Here is a 13,927-nt window from a genome sequence, read left to right on the forward strand (position 1 = left end):
CCGTTGTAGTGCTGGCAGAGCTAAGAAAACCATTAAGAATATTAAACCAGCAACAGCTAATACTAAAACTACTTCAATAATTGTAAAGCCTTTTTTATTTTTAAGAGTATATAAATTCATATATATATATATATGAATTGGTTATGTTTTGCAATATTTAAATAAAATATAATATAATAGATTATATGAGTATTAAAGATGTTATTTCTATAAAAGACTTCAGTTTAAGCTTTGGTAAAAATAAAATAATTGATAACTTAAGCTTTGAAGTTAGAAAAGGTGAAATTTTTGGTTTTTTAGGATCAAACGGTTCTGGTAAAACTACTACAATTAGGGCACTCCTAGGTATTTATGAAGCTGATAAAGGTGATCTTTTAATTAACGGTAAAAAATTCTCACCAGAAAACGGTAATATAGGTTATTTGCCTGAAGAAAGAGGCCTTTACAAAAAAGAAAAAGTTTTAAATGTAATGATTTATTTTGCTAAGCTAAAAGGATTAAAAACAGCTGAGGCAAAAGAATGGTCATTAAAATATCTTAAAAGAGTTGGGCTAGAAAATAAGGCTAATTTAAATATTGAAAAACTATCTGGCGGTCAGCAACAAAAAATACAGCTAGGGCTAACAATTATTGGTGAGCCAGATTTGTTAATATTAGATGAGCCTACAAAAGGTTTCGACCCAGTAAACCGTGAACTTCTAATGGAAATTATTAAAGAAGAAAATCAAAGAGGTGCAACTGTTGTAATGGTTACTCACCAAATGGAAGAAGTTGAAAAAATATGTCACAGAGCTATTTTGCTTAAAAATGGTAAAAAAGAAGCTTACGGTACTCCTGATGAAATACGCGATCAATATGGTGAAGACCGAATTATTATAGAATTTACAGGTGAATTGTCTGAAAGTAAAAATTATAAAATTATTAAAAAAGAAGCAAACTACGCTGAAATATCACCGTTAGTAGATAGCCAAGTAATCTTGAAAGAACTAGTAGAAAAAGATAATTTAAAAATTACTAACTTTAATGTGCAAAAATCAACATTAAATGAGATATTCTTGAAAATTTATGGTGAGCAGAATGATGAAATCATGGAGGTAGAAAATGCATAATTTAGGCACTGTTATTAAGTTTGAAACATTAAGAGCATTAAAAAAACCAACTTTTTGGTTAGCTATTTTTGCTATTCCTATTATATATGCAGTGATTTTCTTTATTGGTCATATCACAAGCCAGCAAACTAATGAGAAATTAAAGGAGCTTTCTGAAGGTAAGTTTTCTTTTCAAATTACCGATGAAAGTGGTGTAGTAGATAATAATATTGTTGGCCAATTTGAGGGTAAGATTTCAGCTAATAAAGAAGAAAGTATTAAAGAGGTAAAAGAAGGCTCTTTGGACGCTTATTACTATATTCCTAAAAATCTTCAAGAAGATAAAATAGAGCTTTACGGAAAAGACCGTGGTTTTTCGGAAACAGATAAATACCGAATAGTCCTAGATGCAATACTAAAAAATTCTGGAAATACAGTAGTAGAACCTAATAAAATTGCTGTTGTAAATAAAACATATAAAACTGACCAAACTATTTTTAAGAATGGTGAAAAGTATGACCGTGTTAGTGAAATGATTGTACCAGGTGCTTTTCTTGTGATTTTCTATTTTGTTGTATCTCTTCTTTCAGGAAGAATGTTAACGAGTACTACTGAAGAAAAAGAAAACCGTGTAACGGAGATGATTTTAACAAGTATATCAGCTAAAACATTAATTGTAGGTAAAATTATATCTCTATTTATTCTAGGGGTGGTGCAAATATTTACACTATTTACTCCAATTATATTAGGCTACTTTGCCGTAATTAATGGTAAGCTTAGTGGCGTAAATTTGCCAGATATTAGACCTTTTATTGAAAATATTAAATTAAACCCTATATCTATAGCTATTGCAGTAACAGTGTTAGTTGCAGGATTTTTAATGATTACAAGCTTTATTGTTGCTTTAGGTTCAGCTATGCCAACTGCTCAAGAGGCTGGTAACTGGATGAGCTTTATTATCTTAGCTCTTATGGCTCCATTCTTTATGATGAATATGTTCCTAGTAGGAAGCAACAATTTAGCTGTGCATGTTATTAGCTATTTCCCATTAACTTCACCAATTGCTTTACTGCTTAGAAATACTTTAGGGACTTTAGCCATTCATGAAGCTATTATTGGAATAGGCTTATTGGTTATGTTTACTGCTATAGCCATTACTTTAGCAGTAAGAATTTTCCAATACGGAACTATCTCTTATGGTAAAAAAGTATCGCTAAAAACTTTATTTTCAAATAAATAAAAAAGAAACTATAACGACCTTTCGAGGTCGTTATATACTACAATGAAAATATAGTATCTGCAAAGATAAAAGGAGGAAGAAAAATGGCAATTTTAGTAACAGGTGGTGCTGGTTATATAGGTAGTCATACTACTGTAGAGCTTTTAGCTACAGGGCATGAAGTAATTATTCTAGATGACTTTTCAAATAGTTCGCCTAAAGTTCTTGATAGGCTTAAAACTATTACTGGCAAAAATATAGCTTTTTATGAAGGATCTATACTTAATAAACCTTTTTTGAATAAGATTTTTAAAGAAAATAATATTGAAGCCGTTATTCATTTTGCAGCCTTTAAGGCCGTGGGTGAATCAGTTAAAGAGCCATTAAAATACTACCATAATAATATTGTAGGTACTATTTCTTTACTTGAAGTTATGGCGGAAAATAAGGTTAAGAACATTGTATTTAGCTCAAGTGCTACTGTGTATGGTGTGAATAATATTTCGCCTTTAACAGAAGATATGCCAACTTCAGCGACTAACCCTTATGGCTATACAAAAGTTATGATGGAACAAATTTTAAATGATGTAGCTTTTGCTGATAAGGAGTGGTCAGTAACTAATTTACGTTATTTTAACCCTATTGGGGCTCATGAGAGTGGGCTAATAGGTGAAGCACCAAACGGTGTACCAAATAATATTATGCCGTATATTACGCAGGTAGCCGTAGGTAAATTGCAAGAGCTTAGTATTTTTGGTGATGATTATGACACTCCTGATGGAACTGGTGTTCGTGATTATATCCATGTTATAGATTTAGCTAAAGGGCATGTTTTAGCCTTAAAAGATAATTTAGCTACAACAGGCTCTCATGTTTATAATTTAGGTGCAGGTCAAGGTTATAGTGTGCTAGACCTAGTAAAAACTTTTGAAAAAGAAAATAATGTAACTATACCGTATACTATTAAGCCTCGTAGGGCTGGCGATATAGCTACTTGTTATGCTAATTCAAATAAAGCCAAAGAAGTTCTTGGTTGGACAGCTCAAAAAACTTTAGCTGATATGGTGCGTGATTCTTGGAGATGGCAAAGCCAAAATCCAAACGGCTACGAAGAATAATAGCCATATATTACAATAAATAGGCATTGAATATATTTTGATGCCTATTTTTTATGATGAATTTAGCTTGAACAGTAAGGTGTGTTATAATATATACATAAAATAAGCTAAAAGACTCTTTTCGAAGTCGGCAAAAGGAATTTTTTAATATATTTTTTTAAAAAGAATTTCGTTTGACGAATTTGAAAAGTCTTATGGCAGAAAGAAGAGGATTTTAAATGATAATAAATCCAAGAGGTAAGGAAATTATCTCCGTTTCAACTGATTTTATGGGTAGGAAATTAACTTTAGAAGTTAATAGGGTTGGTTTCCGTTCTACTGCTAGCGTAATAGTAAAATATGGCGAAACTGTTGTGCTAGGTACAGCCCAAGTTGGCAAAAAACCAATAAGTGGAATGGATTATTTTCCCTTATCTATAGATTATGAAGAAAAATACTATGCTAGTGGAAAGATATCCAGTTCAAGGTTTATCAAACGAGAGGGTCGGCCGAGTGATGAAGCTGTGCTTATTGGAAGGTTAATTGATAGGCCTATTCGTCCACTTTTCCCTAAAGGATATCGCCAAGAAGTACAAGTTGTTTCCACGGTGCTTTCTATGGACCCTAGTTTTAGGCCAGATATGGTTGCTATGATAGCGTCATCATCAGCTTTAATGCTTGCAGGCGTTCCTTTTGATGGTCCAGTAGCAGGGCTAAGGGTTGGACTAGTTAATGGCGAATATAAAGCATTCTTATCACCAGAAGAGCGAGAGCAATCTGATTTAGATTTTGTTGTTGCAGGTATTGAAAGCGGTGTAACAATGGTTGAAGCTGGTGCTAAAGAAGTGAGTGAAGATGTTATTGTAGGCGCTTTAGATTGGGCATTTAAAAATATTCAGCCAGCTATTAAGTTACAAAAAGAATTAGCTGAAAAAGTAGGTGTAGAAAGCTTACCTTATGAGCTTATATTGCCTAATGAAGAGATTTTAGAAGAAGTTACTCAGTGGGCTAACGGTAAATTTGGCAAGAATATTCAGTTTGAATACCCAGTACGTAATGATAAGGTGGCTGAAATTAGAGAGCAGTTTCATAATGAAATGCTTGAAAAATTCGGCGAAGAAGAATACGAAGAATTAAAAAATGAATATGATGAAGCCTTTACTAATGTTTTGCACAAAGATGTAAGGCGAGGTATTGTAGAAGATGGTATTAGACCAGATGGTAGAGGCTTAAATGAAATACGCCCACTTTCTAGTGAAGTAGGATTGCTTCCAAGAGCCCATGGTTCAAGCTTGTTTACTAGAGGTGTAACACAAGGTATGAATATTGTAACTTTAGCGCCACTGTCTTATTCTCAATTAGTTGATACTATGGAGGTAACTGATGGTGAACGCCGTTATATGCATCATTACAATGCACCGGGTTATACAGTTGGTGAGGTTAGACGCATTGGTTCTCCTGGTAGGCGTGAAATTGGCCATGGTTATCTAGCTGAAAGAGCTTTAATGGCCGTACTACCTAGCGAAGAAGAATTCCCTTATGCTATTAGAAGTGTTACAGAAATTATGAGCCAAAATGGTTCTACATCTATGGCTGCTACTTGTTCTAGCTGTTTAGCTTTAATGGACGCTGGTGTTCCTTTAAAAAACCCTGTATCTGGAATTGCTATGGGACTTATGATGGATAATGGTACTCCATATGTATTAAGTGATATTGCTGATGCCGAAGATTTTGCCGGCGATATGGACTTCAAAATTACTGGCTCCGTAAAAGGTATTACAGCATTACAAATGGATATGAAAGTACACGGTTTACCTATAGAAGTCCTTCGTGAGGCTATTGAAAAATCAAAAGATGGTCGTATGTTTATTCTAAGTCATATGTTAAGTGTAATAGACAAGCCACGCACAGAGCTTTCACCATACGCACCAAGAATTGAAAAAATTAAAATCAATCCTGAAAAGATTGGTGCAATTATTGGTAAAGGTGGCGAAATGATTAATAAAATCACTAGCGAAACTGAAGCTGAAATTGACATTAAAGAAGATGGACTCATTACTGTTTCTTCTAGTGATAAAGAAAAAATTGAAAAAGCTTTAACTTGGATTAAATCGTTAGTAGAAGAGCCTGAAATAGGTAAGATTTACCGAGGTAAAGTTGTCTCTATTAAAGATTTTGGTGCTTTTGTGAATATTTTACCAGGTATTGATGGAATGCTCCATATTTCTCAGCTTTCAGAAAAGCGAGTTGAAAAAGTTACTGATGTAATAAAACAAGATCAAGAAATTTGGGTAAAATTAGACCAAATTGATGATAAAGGCCGCTTAAGTTTAACAATGAAAGGTGTTAAACAGTAGTAAAAATTAAACAAAAATATAAATAACCTATTCTATAATTTAGGAATAGGTTATTTTTTTATGTAAAAATAAAAATTATATTAGCTCTAGCATTTATAAAATGTAATAAATATTTTAAATATAAAAATAATTTCACTACGCTTTATAGTGAAATCCTATTATAATTCAGTTTGGCTGGGGATGAGGGATTCGAACCCCCGATCATGGGACCAGAACCCACTGCCTTACCGCTTGGCTAATCCCCAAAATAGTAATATGAATATATTTTATCAAATTAATTTTTATGTTGCAAGGTAATAAAAAGGTTTTATTTTAGGTATAAATATGGTATAATTGCAAGGAATTGTATTTTATTGTTTTAAGGAAAGGTAAATAACTTTAATGGCTAAACATAAAAGTTGGCACGGAGCTGATAGAAAAAGAGCTCTAAAAGCTAAACTAAAAATTGAAAAACGCCGTGAAGCAAAACGCCGTGAAAGAATTGCGGCTGCTGTAGCAGGTAAATAATTAAAAAGCACCTATTATAAGGGTGCTTTTTCAATTGCCTTAGTAATATTAAACTTTACTAGTACTTGTAGTATAATAATTTATAAATATGAGTGATGGTAAGCTAAAATCGATTAGCAAGCAAGCAAGCAAGCAAGCAAGCAAGCAAGCAAGCTGATGTTTTAGATTTACCTAAAAATAACAATAATCTTATTAAAGCACCCCAAAAAACTAAGGGTGCTTTAAATTTGCCTGAAAAACTAATTAAAAGTAAACATAGGGTTAAAAAATTTGGCGAGGTTTTTACACCAGAATTTATTGTTAAACAGATGTGTGATTTATGTGAGCCAACAATTTCTCAAGTAGATAAAAAAGTTTTTGAGCCAACTTGTGGAAATGGTAATTTTCTTGTAGAAATTTTGAACCGAAAACTTAATTCGGTCCCGGATTTTTATACGAAAATAAAAAAACAAAAGAATGCTAGAAGTAAAAAAGCACAACAAGAAATTTATGATTTTTGCTTAATCTTGGCAATATCAAATGTTTATGCAGTGGATATTCAAGAGGATAATGTCGAAGAGTCTCGTAAACGTTTAAAAGAAGTTATTTATAAACATATTAAAAATATTAAAAACTCATTCTTTTTTCTTGAATTAATTGATGAAATTCTAGGCAATAATATTATCGTTGGCAACACTTTAACACAGAAAAATGAACTTAAATTCTTTGATCTAAAACCAAATTTTGATAATTTAACTTTCGAAATTTCAGAATACTCACTTCAAGATATTGAAAAAGCTTATTCAAAAACAAAATCAGCAAATCTTGAAAACCTAACAGACGTAATGAGCCAAATGCGAGCATTACCGGAAAAACCTATACCTAAAAAGCACAGTTAAAAGTAATAAATAAGAAAGAATAATCGGAGAGTTTAAAATGAGTAATGATAAAAAACAAATCAAAACATTTAAAGAAGTTTATCCACAAATTTATTCATATATTTTGCCGAATAGACCCCAAAATGATGGCTGGCAAAAGATTGGTTACACTGAGCGAAAAGATGCTGAAGTTCGAATTCGTGAGCAGAACGAATCTGCTTCGCACAAAGAACCTTATACTATAAAATGGGTTAGGCCTGCAAGAAAAAATAATCATGAATGGTTCAAGGATCATGAACTTCATCGCTATTATCAACAACATGAAATCCCAAAAAATAAAGGTCATGGAACGGAGTGGTTTTATTTTAATGGTACACCAGATAAGTCGTTAGAGCTTTTTGAAGATTTTTGCCGAAACCATTTTGTAAATAATAATGGTAAGATATCCTATACTTTACGACCAGAGCAAAAAGATGCAGTTGAGCAAACTTTAGAATATGCTAAGCTGAACCAAACTGTTGATTTTAAAAATCCAAATGGAAAAGCTGAATTCTTATGGAATGCTAAGCCGCGTTTTGGTAAAACGCTAACAACTTATGATTTTATGAAATGCTTTGGAGCAGTAAAAACTTTAATCGTAACTAACCGTCCAGCAATTGCTGATTCTTGGTATAATGACTATAAGGCTTTTATTGATGACTATTATTTTATTTCAACAGCAGATTCTATTAAAGAAAAAACCTTAACTCGCGAAGAATTTAATAAAATTGAAGATTTGAATAAAAAGCAAATAACATTTTTGAGTTTGCAAGATTTAAAAGGCGCAAAAGTTTTTGGTGGAAGTTTTAATAAATTGCAGTGGGTTGCAGATTTGGAATGGGATTTATTAGTGATTGATGAAGCTCATGAAGCAGTTGATACTGATAAAACAGACAAGGCTTTTGAAAATATTAAACGCAAATTCACGCTTCATCTTTCAGGGACTCCATTTAGAGCCTTAGCAGAAGGTAAATTTAGTAGTGAGCAGATTTATAATTGGACTTATCTTGATGAACAAAAAGCAAAACAAAGTGAGCTTGAAAATAGTCAAGAATCGGGTGCTCATACAGATATGCCAGATTTAAGGTTGTTTAATTATAAAATTTCAGATATTACGGCTAAACAGATTGAAGAAGGTATTGACATAAATGGGGAGAATGTTCCACCAGTTTTTGAATTTAACGATTTTTTGGCAACTAATTCAAAGGGTGAGTTTAAACGTGAAGCTGATATTTGGCGATTTTTAAATACTCTTACTGAGAATGAAGGCTATCCGTTTTCAACTCCAGAACTTCGTGATGAGTTAAAACATACTTTTTGGTTTGTAGGGAATCGCGTAAATTCAGCAAAGGCAATGGAAAAATTGCTTAAAAAACACCCAGTTTTCGAGAATTACAAAATTATTTTGGCGGCTGGCGATGGGAGAAGTTTGGATGATGAAGAATCCGAAGAAGAAGCTGAAGATTTTAAAAAGAATGAAAAAGCTTTAGCACGCGTAAAGAAGGCGATTAAGGAGCATGATAAAACTATTACGCTTTCGGTTGGTCAGCTTACAACAGGTGTAACAGTTAAAGAGTGGTCGGCAGTATTAATGATGAGTGATGTGAAAAAAGAAACTCTTTATACCCAGGCAATATTCCGTGCACAAAACCCATATAAATATGAAAAGGATGGTAAACTTTATAGTAAAAAGTCGGCTTATGTTTTTGACTTTTCACCTTATCGTGTGCTTGAAATTTATGATAAACTCGCAAATTCTTTAAGTGAAAAAAGCGCAATTGGCAATATCACAGAAAGTGAGCGGCAAGAAAATGTGGCAGAACTTCTTAATTTTTTTCCAGTTCTTTCGCAAGATGAAAATGGTAAAATGATAGAACTTGATGCTTCGCAAGTATTAACTTTACCAGCGGCTAAAATGGCAAGCGATATTGTTAAGCGTGGGTTTATTACAAACTTACTATTTAAAGATATTGGTAATGTGTTTAATCTCCCAAGTGAAATTGTTAAAAAACTTAATAAAATGCAAAATTCAAAAGAAGATGGCACAGCAAATAAAAAAGAAAAGCGTGATGTTTCTGATAATCGTGAGAGAGATGAACAAAAGCAAAAAAGAATTTCTGTTAATCGCAATATTATTTGGGGACAAAAGGTTTATGGCGAACCAATTCGCGAGGCTTTTGAGCGTGCTCAAGAAGATATGGATAGCTTTGAAGAGCAATTAACAAATGCAATTAACGAAGATATTTTGAGTGAACCTATTGCTAAATATGTTGAAGTTTATGCACCAAGCAAGAAGGAGAAGAAAGAGCTTGAAGAAAAAATTGTAGAGAAAATTAAAACTGTAAGTGAAGAATTTAAAAATTCATCTCAAACAGAAAAAGAAAAAACTAAGGCGATTACTGAGCTTGCAGATTTTGTTGAAAAAGAACTACCACGTGACATGATTGATAATCGTGAAGAGCAAGCTTATCAAGATGATGCTAAAACCGAGCTGGATATTATTCGTGAAAAACTCCGAACATTCTCGCGAGCAATTCCAAGCTTTGTGATGGCGGCGAAAGATCCTAAGAATCTTACTATAGATAATCTACAAGATGCAGTTAGTGATGAAGATTTTGAAATGCTATTCAATGAACGTGACAAGCTCCACACACCAGATCGATTTACTAAAGCTGATTTTATTGAACTACGCGATGGTGGTGATTATGAAGAAAATGGTGAAATTATTCACTTCGATGGCTTTTTTGAAAAATACCGCTTTAATGCAGCGATTCAGGAGTTTGAAAAGAAACGCGAACAACTTGCCGATTATCTGAATAATACAACAAAAGAAGATATTTTTAGCTACATTCCAGTGCAAAAAAGCAATCAAATTTTTACGCCGCGCGAAGTTGTGAACAAAATGCTCAACACGCTTGAAGCTGAAAACCCTAGAATTTTCTCTAACCCGAACCTTACTTTTTGCGATTTGCATATTAAAAGTGGCTTGTTCTTAACAGAAACGGCTAAAAGGCTTAACCGTGGCTTAGCGAATATAATTCCAGATGAGCAAGCAAGATTAAAATATATTTTTGAAAACCAGCTCTTTGGTTTTGCGCCAACCCAGATTATTTATGATATTGCAGCTAACTATATTTATGGCGGATTTCCTGAAATCTCTCGCCAAAACCTAAAAAAGCAAGATTTAACCGAGCAGTTCAAGAAAGGAGAGCCGCTAAATATGAAATTTGATGTTGTGATTGGTAATCCGCCGTATCAGGAGGAGACAAAAGACACTAGCGATAAGCCAATTTATAACTATTTTATGAGTGAAGCTTATAAGTTTGCAGATAAAGTGTGTTTTATTACACCTGCGAGGTTCTTATTTAATGCGGGTAAAACACCTAAAAAATGGAACGCTAAAATGTTAAATGATAAACATTCAAAGGTAGCTTATTATGAGCAAGATTCAAGTAATGTATTTCCGAATACCGATATTAAAGGAGGTGTAGCTATAACTTATCGTGACGCCCAGAAGAACTTTGGTAAAATTGGAACATTTACACATTTTGAGGAGCTTAATTCTACACTTCGAAAGGTTTTGAATTCTGAAAAATTTTGTTCGATTGATGAAATTTATTTTGGTCAAGAAAAATTTAATCTTGATGTTTTATATATGAAAAACCCTGAAGCTAAGAATATAGTAGGTTCTGAAGGTAGGGAGAAGCGTTTGACAAGTTCTATTTTTGGACAACTTGAAGATGTGTTTTCTAAAAATCGGAAAAATGAAACTGATTTTAAGATTTTGGGTGTTATTAAAAATAAACGCAAGTGGCGATATATCAATTCTGAATATATCGAAGAACATCCAAATCTTCGAAAATTTAAAGTTATGCTGCCTGGAAGTAATGGAAGTGGTGCTATAGGTGAAGTTCTCTCTACACCCCTTGTCGGGGAACCCCTTGTCGGGGAACCCCTTGTCGGGCATACACAAACATTTATAAGTTTCGGAGCTTTTGATAACCGTGAGGAGGCTGAAAATCTGCTTAAATATATTAAAACTAAGTTTGCACGCACAATGCTTGGCACTCTAAAAATTACACAAAGTAATAAGAAAGATACTTGGCGTAATGTCCCTCTTCAAAACTTTACCAATAATTCTGACATCGACTGGTCGCAATCCATTGCTCAAATTGACAAGCAGTTATATAAAAAATACGGCTTAGATGAGCGTGAAATTAAGTTTATTGAAGAAAAAGTAAGAGAAATGGAATAAAAAATAAGCACCTATATAAGTTTTTACTTATATAGGTGCTTTAAGCTAAAAAAGAAAAAATCTGCCATTTATGGCAGATTGAAAGGTCTTAATTATTATAACTTTTAGCAACTACAACGTCGCAACATTTTAAATTATTTTTTAAATTGTCACGGTAAAACTGCTTAATTTCGCCATAAATAGCATAATTAGAGATAGAGCCATTTTCGGCCAACTTCTCATCAATGGCTTGAATATATTTTTCAAACCTAATTGCACGCTCAGCTCTAGCTTCTTCTAATTCATGATGGAGCGAAATATTTTCAGCATTTACTTCTACAAAAGGGCGGTCAAGATATTTTTCAATATCCATAAGTTGCATGGCTTTTTCATCCTTACAGATAGTTCTGCAAAGCTCAATAGCGTAATCTGGAATGTAATCTCCTGCATTCACTTCGCTATTATCTACAACAACAGAGCCACGGTAGTCATTTACAGCAAACGCTCTAGGCGACAAGGTATTTAGAAAAGCGTAAGCGCCATCAATTGGAGGTTTGCCAGGAACACGACGGTTACCCTTGGCTGCCCAGTCATCAATAAGTTTTACTAAGAAACTAGCACAACCTTGATCTTGCCATTCTGAAACGGTAAACATAGTACCAATTTCGCCAACTAGTTTGCCATATTTGTTGTAGTATGGCTTCATCATTGTGCAGAATGAAATCACTTCATCTGTATCACTATCAAAAAGCAAGGCTACACACTCTTTTTGTAAAACTTCATCTGGTTCTACATTAAGAACGGTATCATCTTGCTTACTAAGTTTAGACAGTTCTAAGGACACTTCGCCCTGTTGATCTAAACTTAGATCGTTTAAAAAGCTATAATAAAGACGGTCATTGAGAATCATTTTCTCAATATTGGTGATTTTATCGTCAATCATATTTACACCTACTTTCCAAAAGTTCTAATTGACAAATTATATTTTAACATAAAAAACTTATTTAGTCAACTAGGGGGAGATGGGGATGGTTTGAAAAAACAACCCTCTTATGCTAAAATATTTTCATTAAGGTTGGGCAAAAATGTTTGATTTATTAAAAAATATAGGGAGTATAAATAAAACACCAGAAAAGGGTGGTTTATTAAATGCTGCAAACAAAAATATAAATTTATTAGGCAATGGTGGAGCTGTACTTAGTGCTATTGATGATGGCGTTGTAGCACTGGACAAGGACGGAAAAATAACCATTATTAACCATGCTGCTGAAAATTTAACAGGTTGGAGCGATGGTGACGCTGAAGGGCTTATTTATACGGCAATTTTAAAAATTTCTAATAATGATGGCCAAGAAATGATTGATGCCGCTAACCCTATAAATAAAGTGCTACGCACTAGTACAAGTTTTATAAGTAGAGATTTATTTTTAAAAACACAAAGTGGTAAAGTTTTACCAATTTACCTAGCAATTAACCCTATAGATAACTTTAATAGTGGCGTGGTAGTAGTTTTTAGAGATATTAGTAAAGAGCTATTAGAAAATAGGGAACAGGCTGAATTTATTTCTACTGCTAGCCATGAAATGCGAACACCAGTAGCAAGTATTGAGGGTTATTTAGGCTTAGCCTTAAACCCAGCAACTGCTACTATTGATGAGCGAGCTAAAGGCTTTTTATTAAAAGCGCACGAAAACACTAAACACCTTGGGCAATTATTTCAAGATTTATTAGATATAACTAAATCTGAAGATGGGCGACTTAAAAATGAACCAGTAGTATTAAATGCTGTAGAATTTGCTAGAGAAATTTGGGATGGCTTAAAGGTAAAAGCTGAAAATAAAGACTTAGAATATATTTTTGAGCCTGACCATCATAAATCTGGCGAGATAACAATTTCACCTGTATTTTATATTCATGCCGATAGAGACCATTTGCACGAAGTATTAGGCAACCTTTTTGACAATGCCATTAAATACACTCCTTTTGGAAAAGTTTCTGTTAATGTTACTGGAGATAATGATAATGTTAGAATTTCAGTAGCAGATAACGGTATTGGCATACCTGCTGAAGATATACCACACCTTTTTCAGAAGTTTTATAGGGTAGATAATTCAGAAACAAGAGAGGTTGGTGGTACTGGTTTAGGGCTTTATTTATCACGCAGGCTGGTTGAAGCTATGGGTGGTAAAATTGAGCTTACTAGTGAATATAAAAAAGGAAGTACTTTTACTATAACTCTACCAAGGCTAGCACGAGATCAAGCTGAAAGGCTAAAAGAAGCTGAAGACCAAAAAATGCAAGAGCTTAAAGAACAAGCTAAAAAGGAGGCTAGGAGAAGAGAAGAGGCCGAAGCCGATAGGGACATTTTAAGTATATTAGGCGAAGAAGACTTTTCTGATAAAGCTGAAGAACAAAAACAAAGCTTAGATAATGTTAAAGAAATTAAGCCAATTAGTATTGAAATAGAGAATTTGGCTACACCTACACCTACACCTACGCCTACACAAATACCTGTGCATGTTCCATCAC

10 protein-coding genes and 1 tRNA gene are annotated in these 13,927 nt (G+C 33.4%); 8 read left to right on the plus strand and 3 right to left on the minus strand.

The window, feature by feature from the left end; all coding sequences use genetic code 11:
• Positions 1-120: prepilin-type N-terminal cleavage/methylation domain-containing protein (locus G6CMJM_RS03275; RefSeq protein ID WP_129718970.1), on the minus strand; the 120-nt coding region annotated here is incomplete at its 3' end.
• A gap of 65 nt (positions 121-185) precedes the next feature.
• On the opposite strand from G6CMJM_RS03275, the gene G6CMJM_RS02865 reads away from it, so the two are divergent.
• The 4 genes from G6CMJM_RS02865 (at position 186) to pnp (ending at position 5,761) form a co-directional block, all read left to right on the plus strand.
• The gene (locus G6CMJM_RS02865) at positions 186-1,109 is read left to right on the plus strand and encodes an ABC transporter ATP-binding protein (RefSeq protein ID WP_129718971.1); all 924 of its coding nucleotides are present in this window, start codon (positions 186-188) and stop codon (positions 1,107-1,109) included.
• Positions 1,102-2,328 (plus strand): ABC transporter permease, encoded by a 1,227-nt coding sequence (locus tag G6CMJM_RS02870; protein ID WP_129718972.1) that lies wholly within the window; start codon positions 1,102-1,104, stop codon positions 2,326-2,328. The genes G6CMJM_RS02865 and G6CMJM_RS02870 overlap by 8 nt, the downstream gene beginning before the upstream one ends.
• Positions 2,329-2,411: 83 nt before the next feature.
• The gene (galE, locus tag G6CMJM_RS02875; protein WP_129718973.1) at positions 2,412-3,425 is read left to right on the plus strand and encodes a UDP-glucose 4-epimerase GalE; all 1,014 of its coding nucleotides are present in this window, start codon (positions 2,412-2,414) and stop codon (positions 3,423-3,425) included.
• Positions 3,426-3,643: 218 nt separating this feature from the next.
• Complete coding sequence (gene pnp / locus G6CMJM_RS02880) at positions 3,644-5,761, plus strand: polyribonucleotide nucleotidyltransferase (protein ID WP_206660775.1); 2,118 nt, start codon at positions 3,644-3,646, stop codon at positions 5,759-5,761.
• 171 nt (positions 5,762-5,932) lie between these two features.
• Here pnp and G6CMJM_RS02885 read toward each other — a convergent pair.
• Positions 5,933-6,006: transfer RNA gene (locus tag G6CMJM_RS02885), tRNA-Gln, on the minus strand.
• Between the two features lie 136 nt (positions 6,007-6,142).
• Here G6CMJM_RS02885 and G6CMJM_RS03260 point away from each other — a divergent pair.
• The 3 genes from G6CMJM_RS03260 to G6CMJM_RS02895 all read left to right on the plus strand — a co-directional run bounded on the left by G6CMJM_RS03260 (position 6,143) and on the right by G6CMJM_RS02895 (position 11,419).
• Complete coding sequence (locus G6CMJM_RS03260) at positions 6,143-6,268, plus strand: hypothetical protein (RefSeq protein WP_274542112.1); 126 nt, start codon at positions 6,143-6,145, stop codon at positions 6,266-6,268.
• Between the two features lie 227 nt (positions 6,269-6,495).
• Entirely contained in the window at positions 6,496-7,146 is a 651-nt protein-coding gene (locus tag G6CMJM_RS02890) for an N-6 DNA methylase (protein WP_165302697.1), read from the plus strand.
• Between the two features lie 37 nt (positions 7,147-7,183).
• Positions 7,184-11,419, plus strand: a complete 4,236-nt coding sequence (locus G6CMJM_RS02895; protein ID WP_129718975.1) for an Eco57I restriction-modification methylase domain-containing protein — start codon at positions 7,184-7,186, stop codon at positions 11,417-11,419.
• A gap of 88 nt (positions 11,420-11,507) precedes the next feature.
• On the opposite strand, the gene G6CMJM_RS02900 is transcribed toward G6CMJM_RS02895, so the two are convergent.
• Positions 11,508-12,341, minus strand: a complete 834-nt coding sequence (locus G6CMJM_RS02900; RefSeq protein ID WP_129718976.1) for a hypothetical protein — start codon at positions 12,339-12,341, stop codon at positions 11,508-11,510.
• A gap of 142 nt (positions 12,342-12,483) precedes the next feature.
• Between G6CMJM_RS02900 and G6CMJM_RS02905 the strand changes: the two genes are divergently transcribed.
• The coding region (locus G6CMJM_RS02905; protein ID WP_129718977.1) for a sensor histidine kinase at positions 12,484-13,927 on the plus strand (1,444 nt) is incomplete at its 3' end.

Origin of the sequence: Candidatus Nanogingivalis gingivitcus, from assembly GCF_004151455.1 — a bacterium.
GTDB classification, from domain to species: domain Bacteria; phylum Patescibacteriota; class Saccharimonadia; order Saccharimonadales; family Saccharimonadaceae; genus Nanogingivalis; species Nanogingivalis gingivitcus.